Here is a 24,816-nt window from a genome sequence, read left to right on the forward strand (position 1 = left end):
CATCGCCGGACCGTGGTGTGCATGTCGAGCATCAGGATGCGTCTGCTGACTGTGCTGGTCGTCCTCAGTGGATTCCTGACGGTGGCGGGCGCCCCGCCCGCCACCGCCGCCACCCCTGCCGTCCCCTCCGGCTCCCTCTGGTTCGACGGCACCCCGCTCACGGTCCGCGACGGCCGCTTCCTCGACGGCCAGGGCCGCGAGGTCGTGCTGCGCGGCTACAACGTCTCCGGCGAGACCAAGCTGGAGGAGAACGGCGGCCTGCCCTTCGCCTCGGTCGCCGACGCCCGCACCTCGGCGACCGCGCTGCGCGCCCTCGGCGGCGGTGACGCGGTCCGCCTCCCGCTCTCCTGGGCGCACGCGGAACCCGTGCGCGGCCAGGTGGACACCGCCTACCTGGCCGCCGTCACCGAGCAGATGCGGGCGTTCCTGGACGCGGGCATCCGGGTCTACCCCGACTTCCACCAGGACCTCTACTCCCGCTACCTGTTCGACACCGGAAGCTGGTACACGGGTGACGGTGCCCCCAAGTGGGCCGTGGACGCGGGAAATTACCCCAAGGAGTCCTGCGGCATCTGCCTGTTCTGGGGCCAGAACATCACCCAGAACGCGGCCGTGCGGAAGGCGCAGTACGACTTCTGGCACAACGCCTACGGCCTACAGGACGCCTTCCTCGCCATGGCCCGGACGACCATGGCCCACCTCCGGCAGCACCTGAGCGAGGAGGAGTTCGCGGGTGTCGTCGGCTTCGACCCGTACAACGAGCCGTACGCGGGCAGCTACGACGCCGGCCAGACCTCCCGCACCTGGGAACGCGACCTGCTCTGGCCGTTCTACGTGAAGTTCCGCGCCCGCATGGACGCCGCCGGCTGGCAGGACAAGCCCGCCTTCGTCGAGCCCAACCTCTTCTGGAACGCGAACATATCCACCCAGAAGCAGGAGGGCGGACTGCTGGACGCGGGCACGCTCGGCCCGGACTACGTCTTCAACACCCACTTCTACGACCAGAAGGCCATCTCCGGCATCCTGATGTGGGGCAAGGCGGCCGACGGACAGTACGCCTCCGACTTCGCAGCCGTCCGCGATCGCGCCTCGGCGGCCGGTACCGCCGCCGTGGTCAGCGAGTTCGGCCATCCGCTGTCCGGCACGGTGTCCGACAAGGCGCCGACCGTCCTCAAGGCCATGTACCAGGCACTCGACTCCCGCGTGCCCGGCGCGAGTTGGTGGACGAACCCGGCTGCCTCCGGCCCGGTGCTGTCCGGCTCGCAATGGCAGTGGGACCTCTACAGCGGCCGCCATCACGAGCCGATGAACGCCAACCCCGACAAGGTCGTCACCTCTGGCGACGCCTGGAACGGCGAGGATCTCTCCGCCGTGAAGCTCGGCGACTTCGGGAACGTGACCCTGCGCCAGGACGCCCGGCTGCTCGACCGGATCTACCCGAGCGCTACCGCCGGCACCACCCTCGCCTTCACCTACGAGGACCGCTCCCGGGACGGCTCGACCACCCTGACCTGGAACCCGGTGCCGAGTTCACTGCCGAACGTGGCACGTGTGGTGGGCTCGGGCCAGTACGGGCTGCTGGTATGGCGCTCGGGCGGCGGCACCGCACCCACCGAACTGCATCTGCCGGCCTCCTTCCCCGCCTCGGCGACCACCGTCGTCTCCGACCTGGGCACGGTGTACGCACCGCCCGCCTACACCGCCGCCACCCCGGTCGGCGTGGCCCCCGAGCCGGGCGGCAGCGGCAGCCGCCGGCTGCTGCTCACCGACACCGACACCGACACCGGCTCCAGCGCCCCGCACTATGCGCTGGTGACCAACGGGGCGACGGCGCCCTCGGCGGACCTGCTGAACGCGGCCAGGTCCGAGCTGGCCGCGTGGACGGCGGCGCACTTCTGACAGCGGCACGGCCTCCGGAGTGAGTGGGGGCACCCCGGAGGCCGTGGTCCGCGTGGCCCGCTCGGACCGCTCAACCGCCGCTCGGGCCCGTCCAGTCGGCCTGGACATGCCCCAGCCGGACGCGCTGCGGATGGTCGCCGACCGGGATCGACGTCACCTTGCGGCCCGTGGCGAAGTCGATCGCCGTGACCTGGTCGGCGCCGCTCTCGGAGACGACGCAGTCCTTGCCGTCGCCGCTGACCGTGGCCCAGTACGGCTTGGACGCGGTGATCAGCGGGCCCTCCTGGAGGGTGGCCCGGTCGACCACGGTGGCGTAGTCGTCCATGGTGCCCGCGACGCACAGCTTGGTGCCCCCGGGATTCATCGAGATACCGTGGTGGCGCGAGTCGTTGACCCAGGTGGTGCGGTCCTCGCTGGTCGCCGGGTTCTTCGGCAGCGTCTTCATCCGGGTGATCTTGTCGGCGGCCACGTCGTACTCCAGGAAGCCGTTGAAGAACGACACCTGGAAGTACAGCTTCGACTCGTCGGGGGAGAAGACGGCGGGCCGCACCGCGTCGGAGAAGTCCTTCAGTCCGAACGCGTCCAGGCGCTGACGCATATCGATGACCTTGACCTGCTTGTACGTGGTCGCGTCCACGACCGTGATGTGCCGGTCGCCCTTCGTCCAGTCCCAGGCCGGGTCGTCCAGGGCGGTGTTGACGTCACCGATGGACATGTTCCAGATGTACTTGCCGTCCTTGGTGAAGATGTTCTCGTGCGGCTTGTCGCCGGTGGCGAACGACCCCAGCTGCTTGCCGGTGTCGATGTCCAGCACCTGCACGGTGTTCGCGGTCGAGGCGGAGACGGCGACCCGGGTGCCGTCGGGCGAGACGGCCATGTGGTCCGCGCGGTAACCGGCCACCGGGAAACGCCAGTTGATCTTCCCGGACGCCAGGTCGATCGAGACGACGTCCGCGAAGCTCGGGCGGGAGACCACGACCGACCTGCCGTCCGGGGTGGAGTACATGTCGTCGGCGAACTGGTCGTGTCCCTCGCCGACGCTGTTGCGGATCGCCATGAAGTAGATCCACTTGATGGGGTCCGCGTTGATCTCCGCCATCCGCTGGTCCTTGTCCGGGATGACGTTGATCCGGCCGACCTTCGCGAAGTCGCCGGAGGACTTGATGACATCGGCGGTGCCGTCCCAGTTGTTGCCCACGAACAGCACCTCGCGCAGATCCGGGGCACCGGATGCGGCGGAGGCGACGGTCGCGGGGCCTGCGACGGTCAGGACGAGGGCGGCGGCCACGGAGCAAAGGTGCCTGGTTCTGGAGGCAGGCATGAGTGCTCTCTTTCCTCGGGAAATCTGAACACGGGCGCATTCACAGTGAACTTACTGAAAAGTAAGGAGGGGGTGGCCTTCTCGACAAGATGTGTGCACGACAAGATTGGGCCACCGGTGGGTGACGGAGGGGGAAGCGTGACGGGCAGGCTGAAGGCGCCGACGGGCCGCTACGGCGGCCGGACCGCCGAAGAACGGAAGGCCGAGCGGCGCCGCCGGTTCCTGGATGCCGCGCTGCGGCTGTTCGGCGACAGCCCCGGCTTCCGCGCGGCGACGGTTGCCGCACTCAGCCAGGCCGCGGGCCTGTCCACCCGCCAGTTCTACGAGGAGTTCCGCACCCTGGAGGACGTGCTCGCCGCGCTGCACCTGGAGGTCAACGGCTGGGCGGAACAGGCGGTGCTGGACGCGCTCGCGCGGGCCGAGGGGCTGCCGCTGGCCGAGCGGGCCTCCGTGCTGTTCCACGCCTACGCCCGCGGCGTCACCTGCGACCCGCGCCGTATCCGCATTGCCTTCGTCGAGATCATCGGCGTCAGCCCGCGTCTGGAGGAGCAGCGGCTGGCCCGCCGGGCCCGGTGGGTCGACCTGATCCGCGCCGAGGCCGACGCGGCCGTCGCCCGGGGCGAGGCGGCACCGCGCGACTACCGCCTCGCGGCCACGGCCTTCATCGGAAGTGTCAACGGTCTGTTGCACGACTGGAGCGCGGGGTGGGTGGACGCGAGCCTGGACGAGGTCGTCGACGAGCTCGTCCGCCAACTGCTCGGCATCCTGCGGCCGGAAGGCTGGCGTCCCGAGGCCGGCTGATCAGGTCGGGCCGGGGTGCCACGGGCCACCGACCGTGTGCCCGCGGGGCCGGTGCCGTTCGGCGCGCGCGATCGGCCCGGAGCTGGTCTGCTGGATCGAGGGGCCCGTCGTACCCGTTCTCCGGAGAAGCGCATGAGTACGTATCGAGTCGCGCAGGTGACCGCCCCGAACGGCACGTTCGAGCTGGTCGAGCGAGAGGTGCCGCAGCCCGGTCCCGGCCAGGCGAGGATCGCCGTGGAGGCCTGCGGGGTCTGCCACAGCGACTCCCTCTTCGTGAGCGGCGCACTACCGGGCGTGTCGTTCCCCGACGTGCCCGGGCACGAGATCGCCGGGCACATCGAGGAACTCGGCCAGGGTGTGCTGGAACGGGGCTGGAAGGTCGGCGACCGCGTGGCCGTCGGTTGGTTCGGCGGCAGCTGTGGTCATTGCAGGCCCTGCCGGCAGGGCGACTTCATCGTCTGCCCGAACCTGAAGGTCCCGGGATGGGCGTACGACGGAGGCTTCGGTGAGAAGGTGATCGCGCCCGCCGACGCCCTGGCCCGGATCCCCGACAGCCTGGCGGCGGCCGACGCGGGACCCATGGCCTGCGCGGGCGTGACCACCTACAACGGGCTGCGGCGCAGCTCCGCCCGGCCCGGAGACGTCGTTGCGGTACTCGGCCTCGGCGGACTCGGGCACCTCGGGGTGCGGTACGCGGTCGCGATGGGCTTCGAGACCGTGGCGATCGCCCGTGGCCCGGAGAAGGCCGACTTCGCCAAGCAACTGGGTGCCCACCACTACATCGACAGCACCTCCGGCACCCCGGTCGCCGAGGCGCTGCAGTCCCTCGGCGGCGCCAAGGCCGTCCTGGCCACCGCGGGGAACTCCGAGGCCATCACGGCCACGGTGGACGGCCTGACCCCCCGCGGCGAGCTGGTGGTCATCGGAGCGGACTTCGCGCCGATGGGCATCAGTCCGGCTCAGCTGCTCATGGCCGGCCGCGTCGTGCGCGGCCACCCGTCCGGGACCGCGCAGGACGTGGAGGACACCATGGGGTTCAGCGTCCTGCACAACATCCGCCCGATAACCGAGCACGTACCGCTGGAGCGCGCGGGCGAGGCCTACGAGAAGATGCTCGCCGGAAAGGCCCGCTTCCGGATGGTGCTCACCAGCGGCTGAGGCGTCAGCCACCCAGCCCGTTCACGCGTCCGGCACCGGTGCCACCCCGTCCTCCGCCCGGATCGGCACGGAGGCGGCGAGCAGCGGCTACGGCGCCGCCCCGGCCGGCAGGTACAGCGGTGTGAGCGCCGCGAGCACCGGCCTGAACGTCGTCGACATCGCCTGCACCGGCACTGGCTGAGATCCTGAGACCCTGCCGTTAGGCGCTGGCGGACAGCACCAGCAGGCCCGTCGCCGCCAGCGCCGCGCAGCCCAGCAGGAAGCAGGCCACGAGCCGCTGCCGCAGCGCCCGGTATCTGGTCTCGTACCCCTCCCGCAGCTCCTCGGCCCGCTCGGCGGTGCGCCGCCACGACGTGCGGGCCAGCGCCAGGTACTCCGCCTCGAACTGCCGCTCGAGATCGTCCCGTTGGGTCTCGGTGAGCCAGCCGAGGCGGGCGGCCGCGCGGGCCGCCGCCGTGCGGCCCTCCTCCCGCGCGGCGGCCAGCAGCAGATGGCCCTCGATCTCCTGGACCAGCGTCCGCTCGTCCCCGCTGCTCATCGCGTGGTCAACTCCCGCTCCCGCAGCGGCACCTCGGGGTGGTGCAGGTCGAACGCCGGGGACTCGCTGCGAATGCTGGGGAGGGTGAGGAAGTTGTGCCGGGGCGGCGGGCAGGAGGTCGCCCACTCCAGGGAGCGGCCGTAGCCCCACGGATCGTCGGTCTCGACCTTCTCGCCGTACCTGGCGGTCTTCCACACGTTGTAGAAGAACGGGAGCAGGGACGAGCCGAGCAGGAACGAGAAGATCGTCGAAACCGTGTTGAGCGTGGTGAGCCCCTCGACCGCCAGATAGTCGGGGATACGGCGCTGCATGCCGTTCACGCCCAGCCAGTGCTGCACGAGGAACGCGCCGTGGAAGCCGATGAACAGCGTCCAGAAGGTGATCTTGCCGAGCCGTTCGTCCAGCATCTTGCCGGTCCACTTCGGCCACCAGAAGTGGAAGCCCGCGAACATCGCGAACACGACCGTGCCGAAGATGACGTAGTGGAAGTGGGCGACCACGAAGTAGGTGTCGGAGGTCGGGAAGTCCAGCGGCGGCGAGGCCAGCATCACCCCGGTCAGGCCGCCGAAGACGAACGTCACCAGGAAGCCCATCACCCACAGCATCGGGGTCTCGAAGGACAGGCTGCCGCGCCACATGGTCCCGATCCAGTTGAAGAACTTCACACCGGTCGGGACGGCGATCAGGAAGGTCATGAAGGAGAAGAACGGCAGCAGCACACCGCCGGTGACGTACATGTGGTGCGCCCACACCGTCACGGACAGACCGGCGATCGCGATGGTGGCCGCGATCAGACCCATGTAGCCGAACATCGGCTTGCGGGAGAAGACCGGGATGACCTCGGAGATGATGCCGAAGAACGGCAGCGCGATGATGTACACCTCTGGATGGCCGAAGAACCAGAAGAGGTGTTGCCACAGCAGGGCTCCGCCGTTCGCCGCGTCGAAGACATGGGCGCCGAACTTGCGGTCCGCCTCCAGGGCGAACAGCGCGGCCGCGAGGACCGGGAAGGCGAGCAGGACCAGGACGGCGGTCAGCAGCACGTTCCACACGAAGATCGGCATGCGGAACATGGTCATGCCCGGGGCACGCATGCAGATGATCGTGGTGATGAAGTTGACCGCGCCGAGGATGGTGCCGAAGCCGGAAAGGGCCAGACCCATGATCCACATGTCGGAACCCGCACCCGGCGAACGGATGGCGTCCGACAACGGGGAGTAGGCGAACCAGCCGAAGTCCGCCGCGCCCTGCGGCGTGAGGAAGCCGCCGACCGCGATGAGCGAGCCGAGCAGGTACAGCCAGTAGGCCAGCATGTTCAGTCGCGGGAACGCCACGTCGGGCGCGCCGATCTGCAGCGGCATGATCCAGTTCGCGAAACCGGCGAACAACGGCGTCGCGAACATCAGCAGCATGATCGTGCCGTGCATCGTGAACGCCTGGTTGAACTGCTCGTTCGACATGATCTGCAGCCCCGGCCGGGCCAGCTCGGCGCGCATGAGCAGCGCCATCACACCACCGATCAGGAAGAACCCGAACGCTGTGACCAGATAGAGCGTTCCGATCGTCTTGTGGTCGGTGGTCGTCAGCCACCGTACGGTCCTGATGTCTTGGATCCTCTTCACGCCCCGCCTGTGTCCGCGCCCGGCCCGTGGGTCACACTCGGACGGCGCGAGGAACATCACGGAAGAAGGGTGTGACGATCCGCGGGGTGCCGGACACGAACCGAACATGAGCAACGACGAGATCTTCGCCGCTGCCTATCGCGAGCACTACTGGGCGGTCAGCCGTTATGTCGCCAGGCGACTTCAGGGGCGGGCCGACGAGGTGGAGGAAGTGGTGGCGGAGGTGTTCACGGTGGCCTGGCGCCGCCGTGCCGACCTGCCCGCGTCGCCGCTGCCCTGGCTGTACGGCGTGGCACGCAACTGCCTGGCGAACGCGGTACGCGGCTATGGACGCCGGCGCCGACTGGTGGACCGGATGGGCAACGACCAGGCCGCGCACGGCCGGCACATCGTGGACAGCCCCGACGCGGAGGCCCCCGGTGCCTGGGTGCACGACGCGCTCGCCCGGCTGTCCCCGGCGGACCAGGAGGTGCTGCGCCTCGCGGCGTGGGAGGAACTGGGCGCCGACGAGATCGCCGTCGCCCTCGGCTGCGGCAGTCGGGCCGCGGCGATGCGCCTGCACCGGGCGCGCAGCCGCCTCAGATCCGAGATCGACCGGATACGGCCCGCTGTGGCCGCCGCGCCCGCCTCCGCCGACGCGACCCCCTGCGAGGACGACCGACATGGCTGACGAACTCGAACTGCTCCGCGGCGCCAACCCGGTGCCGGTCGACGGCCCCCACTTCGGCGAGGGACCACTGGACCACCGTGCCGAGCGGCGGCTCGAACGGCTGCTGCACGAGGACCGCCGACGGCGCCGCATCCGGCTCGTTCCGCCGCTGCGCGGCAGTACCCCGCGTGCCCGGCTGCTCTGGGGCCTCGCCGCCACCGCCGTCGTCCTCGTGATCGCCCTCGACGCGGTGCTGGGCGGTGCGAGCACCCCGCGGGCCGTCGCCGCGCCGCGACCGCTGGCCGTCCACGTCCCCTCCGTGCCCGTGCCGCTGACCGAGATGGTCGCCCTTGCCGACGCTGCCGCGTCGGGCGGGTCACCGGGCCTGCGCAAGGGCACGCACGTGCAGTCATGGAGCCTCAGCCTGGGCGACGACGTGCCCCCCGTCACGCTTCCCGAGGAGCGGGTGGTGCGCTGGAGGGCGGACGCCACCCACACCGAACTGGTCGTGGCCACCGACCCGCGCAGGCCCGGCCGTCCGGTCCTCACCGACGAGGGCGACGCCCCGCACCTGGTGGCGGACGGCCATGTGATCAGCCGGACCACATACCCGCCGATGTGGAGCGACGCCCCGCCCGAGGCAACCCCGCCGCACACCGCGGCGGCCCTGAGCGCCTACCTCACCGAGATCGCCCGTCCCCAGACCGACCGCGGCACGGCGCCGCTGAGCACCCCGGAACTCTTCGACGCCGTCGCGGAACTGCTCGACCACTGGACCCTCGGCGCCCACGAGTCGGCCGCCCTCGTCCGGCTGTTCGCCGAGGCCGAGGGGCTGCGGCCGGCCGGCGAGGTGACCGACCGCCTCGGCCGCCCCGGCAGGGCCTACGTGTACGACAGCGGCGGTGTCCGGCGCATGCTGATCCTGGAACCGCGCACCGGTGCCGTCCTCGGCATGGAGGACACCTCCACCAAGGACGACCCCGCATACGGACTGAAGGCCGGCGACGTCATGGGCTACAGCGCCTGGATGCGCTGATCACACTCCGAGCTGCCGGGCGGCGGCGGTCACGGTCTGCTCCAGCAGCGTGGCGATCGTCATCGGGCCGACACCGCCCGGCACCGGAGTGATCAGGGAGGCCCGCTCCACGGCCGAGTCGAAGTCGACGTCGCCGATGTTGCCGGGGTTGTAGCCCGCGTCGACGACGACCGCGCCCGGCTTGATGTCCTGCCCCCGGATCAGCTTCGGCCGCCCGACGGCGGCGACCACGATGTCGGCCTCCCGGACCGCGGCGGACAGGTCCTGGGTGCGGGAGTGACAGTACGTCACGGTCGCGTCCCGGGCGAGGAGCAGCATGCCCACCGGCTTGCCGAGGATCGCGCTGCGGCCCACCACCACGGCCCGCTTCCCGGCCGGGTCGACGTCGTACTCGTCCAGCAGCCGCAGGATGCCGCCGGGCGTGCAGGACACGAACCCCGGCAGGCCGAAGCTCATCGTGGCGAAGGAGGCGAAGGTGACACCGTCGACGTCCTTCTCCGGCGCGATCGCCTCGAACGCGGCCCGCTCGTCCACGTGATCGCCGACCGGGTGCTGGAGCAGGATGCCGTGCACGGCCGGGTCGGCCGACAACTCCCGCAGGGTGCCGACGAGTTCGGCGGTGGTCGTGGCGGCGGGCAGCGCCACGTGACGGGATTCGATGCCGGCCTTGCGGCAGCGGTTCTGCTTCATGCGGACGTAGGTGACCGACGCCGGGTCCTCGCCGACCAGCACCGTGGCCAGACAGGGCGCGCTGCCCGTCCGCTCGGTGAGATCGGCGGCCCTCTTCGCGGTCTCCTCGACGACGCGGCGGGCGAGTGCGGTGCCGTCCATGAGGCGGGCCTGAGTCATGTGCGCTCCTGAGCTGGTTGACCTTCATCGCCCAGGCGCGCGGCATCGACCTCGGGCCGCTCCCCGGTGGTACTCCACCTCAGCGCCAGTCACGGCCCGCGTACAGCCTAACCGAGACGGCGCGACCCGAACGAAACCCCGGGGCGGGACGCCACAGAGGCGGTAGGTCCTCTCGCCACGGTCCGCCCCGGAGGAGTCATGCGACGGCGACCGACCGTAGCGTCGGGCCGGGGAGACGAGGGGAGACGTGTGATGACCCGTGAGGGTGGTTTACAGATCCCGTTTCGTGTGAAGGAGCTGGCCCCAAGTCGCTTGTAGGTCAAGTGTGTTGTGCGATGAGTACACACGACATGAGCACTCCGGACGTGAGCATTCCGAGCACGAGGGCGACGGACGCGCTGCCCTCACGGCGCGCCGTGGTCACGGCGACCGGTGCCTCGGCGCTCTCCGCCGGACTCACCGCCGCTTCCGCCGCGCCCGCGACCGCGCTGAGCCCGGCCACCGCACCTTCGACGGCACCGGCCGCGGCGCCGCCCGGCACCGATCCCCGCGCGTACACCACGGTCGCCCGCGCCATCTGTGTCTACGACGAGCACGACAGACCCCTCGTACCGGCCTACCTGAAGGTCATCGAGAACGGTCTGCCCGCCAGCCGGGCCAAGGCGACCAAGAAGGTCCTGATCGTCGGGGCCGGACCGGCCGGTCTGCTCGCCGCCGACCTGCTCCACCGGGCAGGCCACGAGGTCGTGGTGATCGAGGCCAACGGCAACCGCGTCGGCGGGCGTATCAAGACGTTCCGCAAGGGCGGTCACGAGAACGGGGAGCAGCCCTTCGCCGACCCCCGGCAGTACGCCGAGGCCGGGGCCATGCGGCTGCCCGACAGCCACCCCCTGCTCATGGCGCTGATCAAAAAGCTCGGCCTCCCGCTCCAGGAGTTCTACCTGGTGGACGTGGAGGTCGAGAACCCGACGAAGAAGGCCAACCGCGCCTGGATCCACGTCAACGGCGTTCACATGCGCCGGGCCGACTACGAGAAGAACCCCGAGAAGATCAACGACACCTTCGGTGTCACGGGCCCCGACCGCACGAAGACCGCGTCCGCCATCCTCGCCGACGCCCTCGAACCCGCACACCGGCTCATCCGCGGCAAGGAGGGCACGGCCCTCGTCGACGGATGGGCCGAGGTCCTCAAGCGGTACGGCCACTGGTCCATGTACCGGTACCTCACCGAGGTCGCCGGACTCGACACCAGGACCATCGACCTCGTCGGCACCGTCCAGAACCTGACCTCACGCCTGCACCTCTCCTTCACGCACAGCTTCCTGTCCGCCGCGCTGATCGACCCCAAGACCAAGTTCTGGGAGATCAAGGGCGGCACCGCGCTGTTCGCCGACGCGCTGTACGCGCGGGTGAAGGGGAAGGTACGGCTCGACAGGCGCGCCGTACGTGTCGAACGGCGCGCCGGCAAGGTCTGGGTGCACACCGTCTCCGAGGACTGCCGGACCGGCGAGGGCGGGGTCACGGAGGTCTTCGACGGCGACGAGGCGATCATCACCGTCCCCTTCTCCGGACTGCGCCACGTGACCTTCGACCCTCCGCTCGGCTACGGCAAGCGCCGGGCCGTCACGGAACTGCACTACGACGCCGCGACCAAGGTGCTGCTGGAGTTCTCCCGGCGCTGGTGGGAGTTCACGGAGGCGCAGTGGAAGGAGGCGCTGAACTCCATCGAGGACAACCTCTACGACAAGTACGGCAAGGGCTCGGTCCCACCGGGCCGGTACCTCGGCGCCCACAAGTCCGTGAAGGACCTGGGGGTGACGATCCCCGACGAACTCAAGAAGTGCTTCGCCGCGTTCCGGTCCGTCACGGGCGACCCGGCCGCCACCCACATCCGTGGCGGCGGCAACGTGAGCGACAACGCCAACCGCTTCATGTACTTCGAGCACGCGCACCCTCTGGAGGGCAGCGACGGAGGCATCGTGCTCGCCTCCTACAGCTGGTCCGACGACGCCCTCAAGTGGGATGCCTTCGCCGACGACGAGCGGTACCTGCGCGCTCTCGCCGGAGTGCAGGCCGTCTTCGGCCGCCGATGCGAGGTCTTCTTCACCGACAAGTGCAAGACCCAGTCGTGGATGCGCGACCACTACGCCTACGGTGAGGCCTCCGTGCTCCTCCCCGGCCAGCACACGGAACTGTTCCCCGACGTCCCCGCATCCGAGGGGCCGCTGCATTTCGCGGGGGACCACACGTCCATCAAACCCGCCTGGATCGAAGGCGCACTCGAGTCCGCCGTCCGGACGGCCTTGCTGGTCCACACGGGCTGACCGGGGGCAGGGCGGTCATACGGCGCGCTGTTCGCAGCGCCGACCGGAGCAGGCAGAAGGACGCCTGCAGACCCGCCGCGGAAACGGGCCCCCGCCGCCGGGCGGGGGCCCGGCCCAGCGCCGCACGGGCCGAGAAGGTCCAGGTCAGCCGAGAGCTGACCTGGACCCTCGCGACCTTCCTCGCTACTCGTCCCATGCCTGGACCAGGATCTGTTCGACGATCTTGCCGTCCCGCAGCGTGATCATCGACTCGGCGAGGACACGGGTCCCGTCCGCGTACCGGCAGGACTCGCTGTAGGCCGCGTGGTCGCCCTGGACGACGCACCGGTCCAGCTTGTGCGTCATGTCGCGGCTGTAGACGTCGTCGAGCATCTGCCGTATCTCGCTGCGGCCGTGCAGGACCTTGGGGTGGCTCGGCTGGGTGTTGCGGTCGATGATGCGGACCTCCGCGTCATCCGTGTAGAGCGACAGGAGGGTGTCTCCGGTGCTCCCTTCGATGCCCCGGCGCAGGGTCTCGGTGTCGAAGGCCGTCGCGGTGCCCATGGTGTGACCTCCTTCGGGCGCCCGCGGCCCGGCGGGGAGCGGACCTCGCGGGCCCCACCTTCGAGACTCCTCCGCCCACGCGGGCACGGCAAGCGCAGCCGGTGTGCTCCGCCTGACGAGTGAGCGCCGCCGGGCGCCCGTGTCCGACCGGTGTCCGCGACCGTTGCTGAAGGCATGATCTCAACACGACGTATCGTCGCCACCGTCGGCCTGGCCGTCGGGGTCACGGGTCTCGCCGCACCGCTCGCGAACGCGGCCGGGGCGGGCACACCGCACACCGGGCAGATCAACCCGATGGCCGCGCCGGACCCGCACGCCATCCGGGACATCCCCGCGCAGCGCAAGTCCCGGTCCCCGCGGGTCGCGGTGCAGACGCGTGCGCTGGACCAGCTCGAGAACCTGGACCGGCTGAACGGACCGAACCAGCTCACCGGCCGCGCCGCCCCCGTGGCCGGTCTGCTGCCCGCCGTCGAGGCCTGATCCGCCCGAAGAAGCCGAGGGCCGTCCCCGCCGGACGGCCCTCGCCGCTGTCCTCGGGCGCCTTGACGGCCGCGGGAGCACCGCGGCCGGAAAGATCCACGATCACCGCCGTGCTCCGTGCCGCCGCGATCGCTCGCGCGTAGGGTCGGCACCGAAGGCATATCGAGGAAAAGAGGCCAGGCCATGGCGCAGGAAGTCCGCGGCGTGATCGCACCGGGGAAGGACGAACCCGTACGGGTCGAGACGATCGTGGTGCCGGACCCGGGGCCCGGCGAAGCCGTCGTACGCGTCCAGGCCTGCGGCGTCTGCCACACCGATCTGCACTACAAACAGGGCGGAATCTCGGACGAGTTCCCCTTCCTGCTCGGCCACGAGGCCGCCGGCGTCGTGGAGTCGGTCGGCGAAGGCGTCACCGACGTGGCACCCGGCGACTTCGTCGTCCTCAACTGGCGGGCCGTGTGCGGGAATTGCCGGGCCTGTCTGCGCGGCCGCCCCTGGTACTGCTTCAACACCCACAACGCGAAGCAGAAGATGACCCTCGCCGCCACCGGGCAGGAACTCTCCCCGGCGCTCGGCATCGGCGCCTTCGCCGAGAAGACGCTGGTCGCGTCCGGACAGTGCACCAAGGTCGACCCCGCCGTCTCCCCGGCCGTGGCCGGACTGCTCGGCTGCGGCGTGATGGCCGGCATCGGCGCCGCGATCAACACCGGCAACGTCGGCCGGGGCGACTCGGTCGCCGTCATCGGCTGCGGCGGTGTCGGCGGCGCGGCCGTCGCCGGATCGCACCTCGCCGGAGCGGCGAAGATCATCGCCGTGGACATCGACGACCGCAAGCTGGACACGGCCCGCACACTGGGCGCCACCCACACCGTCAACTCCGCGCGGACCGACCCCGTCGAGGCCGTCCGCGAGCTGACCGGCGGCTTCGGCGCCGACGTCGTCATCGAGGCGGTCGGCCGCCCCGAGACCTACAAGCAGGCCTTCTACGCCCGCGACCTGGCCGGCACGGTCGTCCTCGTCGGCGTCCCCACCCCCGAGATGAAACTCGAACTGCCCCTGCTGGACGTCTTCGGCCGCGGCGGCGCGCTCAAGTCCAGCTGGTACGGCGACTGCCTGCCCACCCGCGACTTCCCGATGCTGATCGACCTGCACCTGCAAGGCCGCCTGCCGCTGGACGCCTTCGTCACCGAGACGGTCCAACTGGACGAGGTGGAGAAGGCGTTCGAGCGGATGCACCAGGGCGACGTGCTGCGCTCGGTGGTGGTGCTCTGATGACCACGCGCATCGAACGCCTCGTCACCTCCGGCCAGTTCACCCTGGACGGCGGCACCTGGGACGTCGAGAACAACGTGTGGATCGTCGGTGACGAACGCGAAGTGATCGTCATCGACGCCGCCCACGACGCCGAGGCCATCGCCGAGGCGGTGGACGACCGCCGGCTGACCGCCATCGTGTGCACCCACGCCCACAACGACCACATCGACGCCGCCCCCGCCCTCGCGGACCTGACCGGCGCCACGATCTGGCTGCACCCCGACGATCTGCCGCTGTGGAAGCTGACCCATCCGGACCGCGATCCCGACCGTCACCTGGCCGACGGCCAGGTACTGGAGACCGCAGGCGCCGACCTGACCGTCCTGCACACCCCCGGTCACGCGCCCGGCGCGGTCTGTCTGTACGACCCTGGCCTCGGCGTCGTCTTCACCGGTGACACCCTCTTCAACGGCGGCCCCGGCGCCACGGGACGCTCGTACTCCCACTTCCCGACGATCATCACGTCCATCCGTGAACGGCTGCTCACCCTCCCGCCGGAGACCAAGGTCCTGACCGGACACGGCGAGTCGACCACCATCGGCGCCGAGGCACCCCATCTGGAGGAGTGGATCAACCGCGGGCACTGACCCGAGGCCCCCGGACAAGTTCGTCCGGCTGTGTCCGGGCTCGCCGGTGCGGTCGTGCGGAAGTTCGTGATCCACCTCCCGCTGCGCCGCCAAAGGTGACAGAAGATGTCCGGCTTTCCCGCCACCCTGGACCACGACAGCCGTCGTACGGGTACAGGAGGCCGGACATGTCACAGGCACTGCAGGGCGAGGTCGCGCTGGTCGCCGGGGCGACCCGGGGCACGGGACGGGGCATCGCCGTGGAACTCGGCCCGCGCGGCGCCACCGCCGTCGCACTCACCCCCGGCCGGCTGCGCTCGGAGATCATGCTCGACGCCTTCGGCGTACACGAGGACAACCGGCGCGACGCGCTCGACCGCGAACCGCACTTCGCCGTCTCCGAGACCCCGCGCTTCGTCGGCCGCGCCGTGGCCGCCCTCGCGGCCGACCCCGGTGTGGCCCGCCACAACGGGCAGTCCCTCTCCAGCGGCGGGCTCGCCCAGGTGTACGGCTTCACCGACCTCGACGGCAGCAGGCCGGACGCCTGGCGGTACCTGGTCGAGGTACAGGACGCGGGCAAACCTGCGGACGTGACCGGATACCGGTGACTTACGGCTGCGGCACCGGCAGCCCCCAGCGCGCCGAGTGGCCGGGAGGCAGCTCCAGATCCTCCCGCACGGCCGCGTAGTACGCCTCGCGGCCGGCCCGCTGCCGATCCAGCAGGGCCTGCCAGGCTCCGGGCTCGCGGCGTTCCTCCCGCAGGAACCGCTCCATCTCCATCACCACGACGACCCACTGCCGGGCCTTCTCCACCACCTCCCGGCTGCCCAGCAGCAACAGGGCCTCCCCGGACGGGTCGCGGGCGTCGGCCGCCTCGGCCAGCAGCTGAGCCGCCTCCTCGGGCGCCAGCGGGTGCGGATGCGGGTCGTTGCCGAAATGCGCGGCGATCCGGTACGTCAGGGTGACCGACTTCTTCAGGGCGCGCGCGTAGTCGGCGTACACGGTCAGCCGCCGTTCTTCCCAGCGCGCCGCCTGCTCCCGCCGGAACCGGGCCTGATCACCCCGGACGACCGCCAGATACGAGCCGAGCGCGCCGATCACGACGCCGATGAGCGCAGGGAGTTGTTGTATGAACGCCGACATGTGCGTACGTTATCCGCCGCGTTGACCGTCCGGCCCGTACGGTCGCCGTCCTGACGGGTCCCAAGTTCCCTGCGCCCCCGCGGCAGCGGCCCTGAGCCGTCAGGCCGAGGCCGCCGCCAGCACCTCCAGGACCCGCCGGGTATCGGTCTCGGTCGTACGCCAGTTGCTGAACGCGGCCCGCAGCGCGGGCACCCCGCCGTACACCGTCGGCGTCACATATGTCTCCCCGGAGTCGGCGACCGCCCTCTCCAGCGCGTCCACCCGCTCGGGCGAGGGATCCTGGGCGAGCGTGAAGCAGACGACGTTCAGCCGGACGGGGGCCAGCAGGCGCAGTCCCGGCACGGCGTCGATGCCTTCGCCCAGGCGGCGCGCGAGGGCCACGTTCCGCTCGACGATCTCGCGGTGCCCGGCCCGGCCGTAGGCCACCAGCGAGAACCAGGCGGGCAGGGCGCGCAGCCGCCGGGAGTTCTCCGGGGTGAGATGCAGGAAGTCGGGCTCGCCGGTGGGCGGGCCCAGGTACGGCGAGGCGTTGTGGAACACCGCCACCTGCAGGTCACGGCGGCGGGTGAACTGGACCGCCGCGTCGTAGGGCACGTTGAGCCACTTGTGCAGGTCCACGCAGACCGAGTCGGCCGCGTCGAGTCCGTCGACCAGCGCCGCGTACTCGGGACAGAGGGCGGCGAAGCCGCCGAACGCGGCGTCCACATGCAGCCAGAAGTCGTACCGCTCCTTCAGGGCGGCGATCGCCCGCAGATCGTCGAAGTCGACGGTGTTCACCGTGCCCGCGTTCGCGACGACGATCGCGGGCCGTCCGCCGAGCTCCGCCAGCGCCGTCTCCAGCGCGGTCACGTCCACGGCCTCCCGGTTGCCCGGCAGCAGCGGCACCCGCCGCAGCCGGTCCCGGCCGATGCCCAGTACGGACAGGGCTTTGGCCACGCTGGAGTGCGGGCTGCCGGAGAGCACGTCGACCGGGCCGAGCGCGGCGGCGCCTGCGCGGGAGACGTCCACCCCGAGCCGCTCGCCGAGCCACTCACGGGCGATCGCGAGGCCGACCGTGTTGGACGCGGTCGCCCCGGTCACGAACGCGCCGCTGTGCGCCTCGCCCAGACCGAACAGCTCGCGCAGCCACGCGACGGTCTCCCGCTCCAGCTCCGCCGCCCAGGAGCCGCCCGCCCCCGAGAGGTTCTGGTCGAACGCGGACGTCAGCCAGTCCCCGGCGACCGACGCGGGGGTCGCGCCGCCGGTGACGAAACCGAGGTAGCGGGGCCCGGCCGAGCCGGAGAAGCCCGGCGCCCACCGCTCGGCGAACCGTGCGAGGGCGCCCGTGCCGCCCGCTCCCTCGTCCGGGAGGGGGGCGCGCCCCGGCGCCGGCCCGGGTGCGGCGACCGGCCGTTCGGCCAGGTCCGCCAGCTCACGGGCGGCGACATCACGGGCGGACTGCAGGAGTTCGGGAAGCCGGGAGAGATCGTCGGCGAGTGTGCGGTGCATGCGCCGCAGCGTAGGTCCGCGGCAGACCCTCGCGCCCGGTCCACTCGGGGGAAACCGGACCGCTACGGACCGAGGCTCTCCCGGCCCTTCGTCATGCCCTCTCGGCGGTGAGCCTGCCGACGGTCCGGATGACCTGCCGCCGGGTGGCCAGGCGGCGGGCGAGCGTGGTCATCACCCGGTTCATGCGTCCCGCGATGACGCTGGGCGGCGGGTTCCTGCGGTCCAGGGCGGCCAGCGCGGTGCGGACGACATCGACGGGCGAGGCGAGCCTCGTCCCTCCGGCGGCCCGCGTGGTGCCCACGACGTCGAAGAACTCGGTCCGGGTGGCGCCGGGGGACAGAGCCAGCACCCGCAGCCCGGTGCCGCGCGACTCCTCCCACAGCGCCTCGGTCAGGCTCAGTACGAACGCCTTGGTCGCCCCGTAGAGCGCCATGCGCGGGTTGGCCTGGTAGGCGGCCATGCTCGCCACGTTGACCAGTACCCCGCGCCCCGCCGTACGCAGCCGCTCGATGAACGCGCGGCTGATGTCGGCCACCGCGGTCACGTCCACGGCGATCTCCTGGCGCAGCCGTGCCGGATCCGCCTGGTGGAACGGGCCGAAGGTGCCGAACCCGGCGTTGTTGATCACGCTCGTGATGTGCAGGCCGAGCAGGTCCACCCGCGCCGCCAACGCCTGCCCGGGGTTGCCCCCGGCCAGGTCCATCGCCACCACGTGGACCTGGATCCCGTGGTGTGCGCGCAACTCGGCGGCCAACTCCACCAGTCGTTCCTCGCGCCGGGCGACCAGCACCAGGTCGGAGCCGCGGGCGGCGAGTTGACGGGCGAACTCGGCGCCGAGGCCCGCGCTGGCGCCGGTGATCAGTGTGGTCTGTCCGTGATAGTCGACGGCTGGCATGGTCGTCCTTCTTTCAGTCGCTGCCTACCTGGCAGTTAATGCCAGATAGGCGGTCGCTGTCCAGAGGGGGTAGCCTGATGCCCATGACGACCTTGTGGGACCGTTCACGGCAGGTCGCCGCCCAGGCGATCCTGGACACGGCGGTTCGCCTGTTCGCCGAGCAGGGCTACGAGCAGACGACGATCGCGCAGATCGCGCGGGAGGCGGGGATCTCGCAGCGTTCCCTGTTCCGCTACTTCGGCACCAAGGAGGACCTGGTCTGCGGGGACCAGGAGGCGCTGGGCCTGCTGCTGAAGCGGACCGTCGAGCAGCAGCCGGCCGAGGTGTCCGTCTGGGATGCCCTGCGCGCCGGATTCGAGGTCGTCCTGACCGCCGACCACACTCCGGAGCGGGTGCTGGAGCTGTCCCGCCTCATCTTCGACACCCCGTCGCTGCACGCCCGCTACATCGAGAAGCGGCTGCGCTGGCAGGCCGAACTCGTCCCGGTCATCCAGGCGCGGCTGGGCACCGGCTCCGGCCCGGCCGTGGACGCGCCTGCCAAAGCGATCGTCGCGACGGTCTTCGCCTGTGTCGACACGGCGAGCGAGCTCTGGGCCAGAAGCGACGGACGACTCGACCTGGCCGACCTCTACGACCAGTGCCTCGCGGCGGTGCGGGGCCAGGGCTGAGGCGCGCGTCCCGGCACCGCGCGGCCGTTCATCACGCCGGGCCGCACGTCACGTTCGTCGGCCCCGCGGCTCACCCCGTCATCCTGGAGCGCAAGCGCGCCAGCAGCTCCCGCGCAGCCGGCCCCATGGGACCTTCCGTGCGCCAGGCCAGGGCCACGCGGCCGCGTGCGCGGGGGTCGGCGATCCGCAGCGTGCGCAGACCGGGTGCCGTCCGGGGGCGCGGCAGCACCGCGACACCGAGGCCGCGGGCCGCGAGCCGGGCCAGCGCGTCCGGGGCGGCCGCCTCGAAGGCGATGTGCGGCCGGAAACCGGCCTCGGCGCACAGCCGGTCCAGCACGGTGCGCACCCCGGTCCCGCGCGGCAGGCTGATCAGGCGGTGTCCGCGCAGCGCGGCCGTCGGGACGGCCGTCGCGCCCTCGTGAGCGGCCGGCAGCGGATGCTCGGGGACGGCCGCCACCACCAGTGGCTCGTCGACGAGCATCCGCAGGCCCACGCCCGGCGGCGGCTCCGCCTGCGCGACACCGATCACCGCGAGGTCCAGCTCCCCGCCGCGCAGCGCGGCCAGCATCCGGTCCGAGGTGTCCTCGGTGAGCGTGATCTCCACCCGCGGATGCGCCGCGTGGAAGTCGGCCAGTATCCCGGGCATGTCGAAGGCGTGCGTGAGCGTGCCCGGGACGAGCCCGACGGCCACCCGGCCGCGCAGCAGACCCGTGAACTCCTCCACCGTCTGCCGTACCCCGTCGACGGCGGCGAGTGCGGCCCGCGCGAACGGCAGCACGGCCTCACCCACCTCCGTCGGCCGCACCGTACGCCCCGTACGGTCCAGCAGCGGCTGCCCCAACTCCCGCTCCAGCTGCCGTATCTGCGCGCTCAGGCCCGGCTGCGCCAGATGCAGCCGTTCTGCGGCCCGGGTGAAACCGGCCTCCTCGACGACCGTCACGAAGTACCGCAGCTGTCTCAACTCCATAACCGATCATGCTAGTGACGAGACGGACCAGCTCTTGGACTTATCGGCGCCCCCTCAACACCCTTGATCCATGGGGAAATCAGCAGACACCGCCACCGCAGCCGTCATCGCCGCCGAACGCCGGGAGCTGGCCGAACTGTTCGGCACGCTGGCGCCCGGACAGTGGGCGGCGCCCAGCCTGTGCGCGGGCTGGCGGGTGCGGGAGGTCGTGGCGCACATGTCGATGGGATTCCGTTACCCGACCGCGCGGGTCCTCAAGGAACTGGTGAAGGCGCGCGGCAGCCTGAACCGCATGACCGACCGGCTCGCCCGCCGGGACGCGGCGGCCCATCCGGACCCCGAGCTCGCCGCCTTCCTGCGTACCCACGCCCACCACCCCTGGAAGCCTCCGGTCGGCGGTCTCGCGGCAGCCCTCGGCCACGACGTCGTCCACGGCCTGGACGTCACGGTCGCCCTCGGTCTGGACCGGAAGGTCCCCGAGGACCGGCTGCGGATCGTCCTCGACGCGATCGACCCGCGCGCTTTCCGCCTTTTCGGCACCGACCTCACGGGTGTGCGGCTGTGCGCCGACGACCTCGACTGGTCCTTCGGCGGCGGCGCCCCGCTGTACGGCCCCGCCCAGGACCTGCTGCTGGTCGCCTACGGTCGCAGGCTGCCCGCCGGCCGGCTGCGCGGGGACGAAGTTCACCGTTTCGTCACAGACTGACCGGAACCACAACCGTCCGACCCCAAGGCAGGTCTAGTAGGCGGAGACTGCGGGAATCGCGAAAGGGACCACCCGGGCAGGGCCCTGGGCGACAAGGGGAGAAGGGGAAGAGGACGACATGGGGGACATGACTAGACGAGGTGTCGTCGCGCTCGGTGTCACCGGGCTGGTGGCGCCGCTCACACTCGCCTTCACCGCGGCACCGGCCCAGGCCGCGAGCTGCACCTCACAGGCGGGGCCGTATCAGAAGCAGGTGGAGAAGTTCCTCGGCCGCCCGGTCGACGGAAGGCAGTCCTCCGCCGACTGCCGGGCCATCCAGGCCTTCCAGAACAAGCACGGCATCACGCCCGCCGTCGGCTACGCCGGTCCCGTCACCTGGGGCGTGATGGACCTGATGAACAAGCAGAAGGCCGTCGGGAACAATCCCAACAAGGACGGCAAGTGCCCGGTCGACAAGGGCCGTATCGCCTGCGTGAACCTCTCGCTCCAGCTGAGCTGGATCCAGGACGGCAAGAGGCTCGCCTACGGGCCCGTACCCGTGCGCACCGGCCGTAAGGGCTATGTGACCCGCACCGGTCTGAAGAAGATCTACTGGCGGGACATCGACCACGTCTCGGACATCTACGACGTGCCGATGCCCTACAGCCAGTTCTTCGACGGCGGCCAGGCCTTCCACTCGGTGAACCTCAGCATGTGGAACCCGCCGGGCTCCCACGGCTGCGTCAACATGACCACGCGGGACGCCAAGAAGTACTGGTCGCTGCTGAGGACGGGCGACGACGTCTTCGTGTACGGCCGCAAGCCGGGCACCTGAACGGGCCGGGGGCGCCCGGCCCACCGGCGTCAGTCGTCCGGCGCGTCCCCGAAGTCGGGTATCCCCAGCCGGACCCCGCCCTGCCGCGCGGACTCGTGCGCGACGATGTCCGGCAGGGTGCAGCGGGCGGCCACCGGCACCCGCCGGCCGCACCCGTGGACCTGGAGACCAAGGTCTCCGACTTCCACGACCGGGCGCGTGGCGCGGCGGTGCCGGCCATCCAGGTCCTCGTGCTGGGCACGGTACGGACATGAACTCCCGCTACCACTTGACACATTGACGTGATGAGTAACACGGTCCGAAATGTCCGTATCGAGTGCACTTACTCACAGCGCCTTCACTTCGACCAGCATATGCTTCACAGCATGTCCACCACTGTTGAAGCCGCCTCCGAGCGATCGGCCGCGGAGGTCAACGAGGAGATCAGGGCCCTGTGGCGCCGGTCCGGCGGGACACTGACCACCGAGCAGCGCGTGCAGTACCAGCGCCTCGTGATGGAGTGGGCCGCAGCGGCCCCGCAGTCGCACCGGGCAGCCTGAACCGGCCGGCGGTCACCCGCCGCATTCGCCGAGGCACCCGTCCTGTCCACCTGGGCACCCGTGAGCGCACGGGCGCCCTTCTCGTAGCACCTCCACAGACCTGGGGGCCCCGCAGGGCCCTCCTGCCGTCGTGTCAGCCCCACGTCGCCGAGTAGTACCGCTGGTACGCCCTGCGGTCCTGCTCGGCCCTGATGTACCGGGTCGCGACGAGCGCGATCAGACTGCCCGCGATGACCAGCAGCCCGGGACCGACGTTCCGGGTGTCCGTCAGCCGTGCCAGCAGTGTCTGGCCCTGTGCGGTGCCCGTCACGGGTGCCGAGGAACCGGGCGTGGCCGCGCTCGGCGCGGCGCCCTGCGCGGGCGCGGCGGACGGCGCGGACGACGGGTTCTGGGCGCCGCCGGCGTTCTGTGCCGACACGAGCAGCCGGACGTTCAGCGCCGCCAGGGCTTTCGTCAGCGGCTGGAAGAAGGTCGTTCCGCCCGTGGTGCAGTCGCCGCTGCCGCCCGAGGTGACGCCCAGCGCGATGCCATCGGAGAACAGCGGGCCGCCGCTGTCGCCCGGTTCGGCGCACACGTTGGTCTGGATCAGTCCGGTGACCGTGCCCTCGGGATAGTTCACGGTCGCGTTCAGCCCGGTGACCTGACCGTCGTGCAGTCCGCTGGTGCTGCCGCTGCGGAACACCCGCTGGCCCACCTTCGCATCGGCCACGCCAGTGATCCGCACGCCCTTGCCGCCGCCGATCGCGACGACGCCGGCACCCTCGCCGGCCTTGCCCGAGTTGTACTGGACGAGCGAGAAGTCGTTGCCGGGGAAGGTGCTGCTGACCGTCTTGCCCAACTGCTGGTCGCCCTGGTTGTCGGCGAACCAGATGGAGCCCGAGGGCCCGCAGTGGCCTGCGGTGAGGATGAAGTCGCTCTGCCCGTTGGTGACGTTGTAGCCCGCCGAGCAGCGGCCGCCCGTCGACAGGATCGGCTGCGCCCCGTTCAGCCGTGTGGTGAAGGTGCCCTTCGTGCGCTCCATGTGCACGAAGCCGCCGATCCCCGTGGCGACTTGGGTCATCCGGGACCAGTCGCCCGCCGACACCGTGGAGTCGGCCTCCACCACGACCCGGTTGGTCCGGTAGTCCACCGCCCACGCGGTGCCCGCCACGCGAGGGGCCGAACGCAGTGTGGCGGTGGCCGACTTGAGCTCGTTCATGCTGTGCGACACGACCTTCGCCTCGGCCCCCGCCCGGCGCACGGCCTCGGCCGCCCCCGAGTCGGTCACCGCCACGACCGGCCGCCCGTCGCGGCCGGTCCAGCTGCCCGCCGTCCGTGCCGTGCCGAGCTTCGCCACCAGTGCCGCGCCGCTGTCACCGGCGGCTTCGGCCGTACTGAGCGGCTTGGCGGACGCCGCGGGAGGCTCGCTCGCCATGGCCGCCTGCGTGACCATCGCGCCTCCCAGAAGGAGTCCGCCGACCGCCGCCAGCCGTGTCACTCGCCTCACGACGCGTCGTCGTGCGTGCCTCATGCGTGGCTCCCGAACCCGAACGCGCGATGCCCCTTCGGGCACCACGGGGCCCTCCGGTCGTCGAGCGCCCGCCCCTGAGTACGTGGCCCGGCCCGGCGGCGTTCACCGACGGCGGCGATCTTCTCGGCGTGCTCCTGCTGTCAGCTCACGCCTTGCGCGCCACCCCGCCGAACATCGCGACCTCCTCCGGCTCGGTCCCGTCGGTGTTCTCCGGGCGCCAGCGTGAGCAGGACACCACGCCCGGCTCCAGCAGCTCCAGGCCGTCGAAGAGCCGGGTCACGTCCTCGGGCGTGCGCTGGGTCAGCCTCGGAGTGCCGTGCTCGTTCCAGAACTTGACCGCCTCGTCCACGTCCGGCATCGACGGGCTGGTGATGGTGTGCGACAGCACCAGGTGGCTGCCCGACGGCAGCCGGTCCGTCAACTGCCGCACCAGGCCGTACGGGTCCTCGTCGTCGCCGATGAAAATGACCACGCCGAGCAGCATCAGCGCCACCGGCTCGCTGAAGTCCAGTGTTTCCGCCGCGTGTTCGAGGATCGCGTCGACGTTGCGCAGGTCCTCGTCCAGGTAGTCGGTACGGCCCTCGGGCGTGCTGGTGAGCAGGGCGCGCGCATGCGCGAGGACGAGCGGGTCGTTGTCGACGTACACGATCCGGGCGTCCGGAGCGATGCTCTGGGCGACCTCGTGGGTGTTGTCGGCGGTGGGCAGCCCGGTGCCGATGTCCAGGAACTGCCGGATGCCGACCTCGCCGACCAGATGGCGCACCGCGCGGCCCAGGAACAGCCGGTCCGCGCGCGCGTACTCCCCGATGCCCGGGTGCAGCTCGCGGATCTGGTCGCCGGCCGCGCGGTCGACCTCGTAGTTGTCCTTGCCGCCGAGCCAGTAGTTCCAGATCCGGGCCGTGTGCGGCTGGCTGGTGTTGATGCGAGCGCGCAGCGACACGGCCACGTCATTGGTGGCTGCGGGGTTCTCGGTCACGTGGGTTCAG

The 24,816-nt window shown here is 71.1% G+C and carries 25 protein-coding genes, 1 pseudogene and 1 riboswitch; of the genes and pseudogenes, 15 read left to right on the top strand and 11 right to left on the bottom strand.

The window, feature by feature from the left end:
* Positions 1-21: 21 nt before the first annotated feature.
* Positions 22-1,899: a cellulase family glycosylhydrolase gene (locus tag AVL59_RS17735; RefSeq protein WP_067305285.1), complete on the top strand. Its 1,878-nt coding sequence runs from the start codon at positions 22-24 to the stop codon at positions 1,897-1,899.
* A 70-nt stretch (positions 1,900-1,969) separates the two neighbouring features.
* Here AVL59_RS17735 and AVL59_RS17740 read toward each other — a convergent pair whose 3' ends face one another.
* Positions 1,970-3,220, bottom strand: a complete 1,251-nt coding sequence (locus tag AVL59_RS17740) for a YncE family protein (protein WP_067305288.1) — start codon at positions 3,218-3,220, stop codon at positions 1,970-1,972.
* A gap of 138 nt (positions 3,221-3,358) precedes the next feature.
* Between AVL59_RS17740 and AVL59_RS17745 the strand changes: the two genes are divergently transcribed.
* Both AVL59_RS17745 and AVL59_RS17750 read left to right on the top strand, forming a co-directional pair.
* Entirely contained in the window at positions 3,359-4,021 is a 663-nt protein-coding gene (locus AVL59_RS17745; RefSeq protein WP_067305291.1) for a TetR/AcrR family transcriptional regulator, read from the top strand.
* Positions 4,022-4,153: 132 nt separating this feature from the next.
* Entirely contained in the window at positions 4,154-5,179 is a 1,026-nt protein-coding gene (locus AVL59_RS17750) for an alcohol dehydrogenase (protein ID WP_067305294.1), read from the top strand.
* A gap of 199 nt (positions 5,180-5,378) precedes the next feature.
* On the opposite strand, the gene AVL59_RS17755 is transcribed toward AVL59_RS17750, so the two are convergent.
* On the bottom strand, positions 5,379-5,717 hold the full coding sequence (locus AVL59_RS17755) for a hypothetical protein (RefSeq protein ID WP_067305297.1): 339 nt from the start codon (positions 5,715-5,717) through the stop codon (positions 5,379-5,381).
* Entirely contained in the window at positions 5,714-7,339 is a 1,626-nt protein-coding gene (gene ctaD, locus AVL59_RS17760) for an aa3-type cytochrome oxidase subunit I (RefSeq protein ID WP_067305299.1), read from the bottom strand. The genes AVL59_RS17755 and ctaD overlap by 4 nt, the downstream gene beginning before the upstream one ends.
* Positions 7,340-7,445: 106 nt before the next feature.
* Between ctaD and AVL59_RS17765 the strand changes: the two genes are divergently transcribed.
* Both AVL59_RS17765 and AVL59_RS17770 read left to right on the top strand, forming a co-directional pair.
* Positions 7,446-8,009 carry an RNA polymerase sigma factor gene (locus AVL59_RS17765; protein WP_067305302.1) on the top strand — a complete coding sequence of 188 codons (564 nt, stop codon included), beginning with the start codon at positions 7,446-7,448 and terminating at the stop codon, positions 8,007-8,009.
* Positions 8,002-9,024 (top strand): CU044_5270 family protein, encoded by a 1,023-nt coding sequence (locus AVL59_RS17770; protein ID WP_067305305.1) that lies wholly within the window; start codon positions 8,002-8,004, stop codon positions 9,022-9,024. The genes AVL59_RS17765 and AVL59_RS17770 overlap by 8 nt, the downstream gene beginning before the upstream one ends.
* On the opposite strand, the gene AVL59_RS17775 is transcribed toward AVL59_RS17770, so the two are convergent.
* Positions 9,025-9,873: a bifunctional 5,10-methylenetetrahydrofolate dehydrogenase/5,10-methenyltetrahydrofolate cyclohydrolase gene (locus tag AVL59_RS17775; protein ID WP_067305309.1), complete on the bottom strand. Its 849-nt coding sequence runs from the start codon at positions 9,871-9,873 to the stop codon at positions 9,025-9,027.
* A gap of 22 nt (positions 9,874-9,895) precedes the next feature.
* Positions 9,896-9,976: riboswitch (ZMP/ZTP riboswitch) on the bottom strand.
* Between the two features lie 247 nt (positions 9,977-10,223).
* On the opposite strand from AVL59_RS17775, the gene AVL59_RS17780 reads away from it, so the two are divergent.
* On the top strand, positions 10,224-12,197 hold the full coding sequence (locus AVL59_RS17780) for a flavin monoamine oxidase family protein (RefSeq protein WP_067305312.1): 1,974 nt from the start codon (positions 10,224-10,226) through the stop codon (positions 12,195-12,197).
* A 183-nt stretch (positions 12,198-12,380) separates the two neighbouring features.
* Here AVL59_RS17780 and AVL59_RS17785 read toward each other — a convergent pair whose 3' ends face one another.
* Positions 12,381-12,740, bottom strand: coding sequence for a nuclear transport factor 2 family protein (locus AVL59_RS17785; RefSeq protein WP_067305315.1), 360 nt, complete (start codon positions 12,738-12,740; stop codon positions 12,381-12,383).
* Positions 12,741-12,914: 174 nt separating this feature from the next.
* Between AVL59_RS17785 and AVL59_RS17790 the strand changes: the two genes are divergently transcribed.
* The 4 genes and pseudogenes from AVL59_RS17790 to AVL59_RS17805 all read left to right on the top strand — a co-directional run.
* Entirely contained in the window at positions 12,915-13,220 is a 306-nt protein-coding gene (locus tag AVL59_RS17790; RefSeq protein ID WP_067305318.1) for a hypothetical protein, read from the top strand.
* Positions 13,221-13,403: 183 nt separating this feature from the next.
* Complete coding sequence (locus AVL59_RS17795; protein ID WP_067305321.1) at positions 13,404-14,492, top strand: S-(hydroxymethyl)mycothiol dehydrogenase; 1,089 nt, start codon at positions 13,404-13,406, stop codon at positions 14,490-14,492.
* Positions 14,492-15,121 (top strand): MBL fold metallo-hydrolase, encoded by a 630-nt coding sequence (locus tag AVL59_RS17800; RefSeq protein WP_067305322.1) that lies wholly within the window; start codon positions 14,492-14,494, stop codon positions 15,119-15,121. The genes AVL59_RS17795 and AVL59_RS17800 overlap by 1 nt, the downstream gene beginning before the upstream one ends.
* Positions 15,122-15,363: 242 nt before the next feature.
* Positions 15,364-15,708, top strand: a pseudogene (locus AVL59_RS17805) (short-chain dehydrogenase); the annotation flags it as partial.
* Between the two features lies 1 nt (position 15,709).
* Here AVL59_RS17805 and AVL59_RS17810 read toward each other — a convergent pair.
* From AVL59_RS17810 to AVL59_RS17820, 3 genes are all read right to left on the bottom strand, one after another.
* Positions 15,710-16,243, bottom strand: a complete 534-nt coding sequence (locus tag AVL59_RS17810; RefSeq protein ID WP_067305325.1) for a hypothetical protein — start codon at positions 16,241-16,243, stop codon at positions 15,710-15,712.
* Between the two features lie 99 nt (positions 16,244-16,342).
* Positions 16,343-17,731 (bottom strand): pyridoxal phosphate-dependent decarboxylase family protein, encoded by a 1,389-nt coding sequence (locus AVL59_RS17815; protein WP_067305328.1) that lies wholly within the window; start codon positions 17,729-17,731, stop codon positions 16,343-16,345.
* Between the two features lie 91 nt (positions 17,732-17,822).
* Positions 17,823-18,626 (bottom strand): SDR family NAD(P)-dependent oxidoreductase, encoded by an 804-nt coding sequence (locus AVL59_RS17820; protein ID WP_067305330.1) that lies wholly within the window; start codon positions 18,624-18,626, stop codon positions 17,823-17,825.
* Between the two features lie 83 nt (positions 18,627-18,709).
* Here AVL59_RS17820 and AVL59_RS17825 point away from each other — a divergent pair, with 83 nt between their 5' ends.
* Positions 18,710-19,294: a TetR/AcrR family transcriptional regulator gene (locus AVL59_RS17825; RefSeq protein WP_067305331.1), complete on the top strand. Its 585-nt coding sequence runs from the start codon at positions 18,710-18,712 to the stop codon at positions 19,292-19,294.
* 70 nt (positions 19,295-19,364) lie between these two features.
* Here the strand turns inward: AVL59_RS17825 and AVL59_RS17830 are convergent, their stop codons facing one another.
* Positions 19,365-20,261, bottom strand: a complete 897-nt coding sequence (locus AVL59_RS17830) for a LysR family transcriptional regulator (RefSeq protein WP_067305334.1) — start codon at positions 20,259-20,261, stop codon at positions 19,365-19,367.
* Between the two features lie 70 nt (positions 20,262-20,331).
* On the opposite strand from AVL59_RS17830, the gene AVL59_RS17835 reads away from it, so the two are divergent.
* From AVL59_RS17835 to AVL59_RS53240, 4 genes are all read left to right on the top strand, one after another.
* Positions 20,332-20,967, top strand: coding sequence for a maleylpyruvate isomerase family mycothiol-dependent enzyme (locus AVL59_RS17835; protein ID WP_067305336.1), 636 nt, complete (start codon positions 20,332-20,334; stop codon positions 20,965-20,967).
* 118 nt (positions 20,968-21,085) lie between these two features.
* A complete protein-coding gene (locus AVL59_RS17840; protein ID WP_067305338.1) occupies positions 21,086-21,781 on the top strand; it encodes a L,D-transpeptidase family protein in 696 nt (231 codons plus the stop codon).
* Positions 21,782-21,876: 95 nt separating this feature from the next.
* On the top strand, positions 21,877-22,035 hold the full coding sequence (locus tag AVL59_RS52190; RefSeq protein ID WP_159399943.1) for a hypothetical protein: 159 nt from the start codon (positions 21,877-21,879) through the stop codon (positions 22,033-22,035).
* Positions 22,036-22,134: 99 nt separating this feature from the next.
* Complete coding sequence (locus AVL59_RS53240; protein ID WP_067317407.1) at positions 22,135-22,320, top strand: hypothetical protein; 186 nt, start codon at positions 22,135-22,137, stop codon at positions 22,318-22,320.
* A 133-nt stretch (positions 22,321-22,453) separates the two neighbouring features.
* Here the strand turns inward: AVL59_RS53240 and AVL59_RS17850 are convergent, their stop codons facing one another.
* Together AVL59_RS17850 and AVL59_RS17855 are read right to left on the bottom strand one after the other, a co-directional pair.
* Entirely contained in the window at positions 22,454-23,830 is a 1,377-nt protein-coding gene (locus tag AVL59_RS17850; protein WP_067305341.1) for a S1 family peptidase, read from the bottom strand.
* 145 nt (positions 23,831-23,975) lie between these two features.
* Positions 23,976-24,806, bottom strand: a complete 831-nt coding sequence (locus tag AVL59_RS17855) for an SAM-dependent methyltransferase (protein ID WP_067305343.1) — start codon at positions 24,804-24,806, stop codon at positions 23,976-23,978.
* Between the last annotated feature and the right edge of the window lie 10 nt (positions 24,807-24,816).

Source organism: Streptomyces griseochromogenes (assembly GCF_001542625.1).
GTDB classification, from domain to species: Bacteria; Actinomycetota; Actinomycetes; order Streptomycetales; family Streptomycetaceae; genus Streptomyces; species Streptomyces griseochromogenes.

Bases quoted from the DNA above. Each gene is read 5' to 3' on its own strand.
- AVL59_RS17755 (WP_067305297.1), bottom strand. From the start codon at position 5,717: ATGAGCAGCGGGGACGAGCGGACGCTGGTCCAGGAGATCGAGGGCCAT.
- AVL59_RS17810 (WP_067305325.1), bottom strand. From the start codon at position 16,243: ATGTCGGCGTTCATACAACAACTCCCTGCGCTCATCGGCGTCGTGATC.
- AVL59_RS17740 (WP_067305288.1), bottom strand. From the start codon at position 3,220: ATGCCTGCCTCCAGAACCAGGCACCTTTGCTCCGTGGCCGCCGCCCTC.
- AVL59_RS17795 (WP_067305321.1), top strand. From the start codon at position 13,404: ATGGCGCAGGAAGTCCGCGGCGTGATCGCACCGGGGAAGGACGAACCC.
- AVL59_RS17830 (WP_067305334.1), bottom strand. From the start codon at position 20,261: ATGGAGTTGAGACAGCTGCGGTACTTCGTGACGGTCGTCGAGGAGGCC.
- AVL59_RS17840 (WP_067305338.1), top strand. From the start codon at position 21,086: ATGGGGGACATGACTAGACGAGGTGTCGTCGCGCTCGGTGTCACCGGG.
- AVL59_RS17850 (WP_067305341.1), bottom strand. From the start codon at position 23,830: ATGAGGCACGCACGACGACGCGTCGTGAGGCGAGTGACACGGCTGGCG.
- AVL59_RS17770 (WP_067305305.1), top strand. From the start codon at position 8,002: ATGGCTGACGAACTCGAACTGCTCCGCGGCGCCAACCCGGTGCCGGTC.
- AVL59_RS17780 (WP_067305312.1), top strand. From the start codon at position 10,224: ATGAGCACTCCGGACGTGAGCATTCCGAGCACGAGGGCGACGGACGCG.
- AVL59_RS17790 (WP_067305318.1), top strand. From the start codon at position 12,915: ATGATCTCAACACGACGTATCGTCGCCACCGTCGGCCTGGCCGTCGGG.
- AVL59_RS17735 (WP_067305285.1), top strand. From the start codon at position 22: ATGTCGAGCATCAGGATGCGTCTGCTGACTGTGCTGGTCGTCCTCAGT.
- AVL59_RS17815 (WP_067305328.1), bottom strand. From the start codon at position 17,731: ATGCACCGCACACTCGCCGACGATCTCTCCCGGCTTCCCGAACTCCTG.
- AVL59_RS17765 (WP_067305302.1), top strand. From the start codon at position 7,446: ATGAGCAACGACGAGATCTTCGCCGCTGCCTATCGCGAGCACTACTGG.
- AVL59_RS17825 (WP_067305331.1), top strand. From the start codon at position 18,710: ATGACGACCTTGTGGGACCGTTCACGGCAGGTCGCCGCCCAGGCGATC.
- AVL59_RS17800 (WP_067305322.1), top strand. From the start codon at position 14,492: ATGACCACGCGCATCGAACGCCTCGTCACCTCCGGCCAGTTCACCCTG.
- AVL59_RS17750 (WP_067305294.1), top strand. From the start codon at position 4,154: ATGAGTACGTATCGAGTCGCGCAGGTGACCGCCCCGAACGGCACGTTC.
- AVL59_RS17820 (WP_067305330.1), bottom strand. From the start codon at position 18,626: ATGCCAGCCGTCGACTATCACGGACAGACCACACTGATCACCGGCGCC.
- AVL59_RS17775 (WP_067305309.1), bottom strand. From the start codon at position 9,873: ATGACTCAGGCCCGCCTCATGGACGGCACCGCACTCGCCCGCCGCGTC.
- AVL59_RS53240 (WP_067317407.1), top strand. From the start codon at position 22,135: ATGCTTCACAGCATGTCCACCACTGTTGAAGCCGCCTCCGAGCGATCG.
- AVL59_RS17835 (WP_067305336.1), top strand. From the start codon at position 20,332: ATGGGGAAATCAGCAGACACCGCCACCGCAGCCGTCATCGCCGCCGAA.
- AVL59_RS17785 (WP_067305315.1), bottom strand. From the start codon at position 12,740: ATGGGCACCGCGACGGCCTTCGACACCGAGACCCTGCGCCGGGGCATC.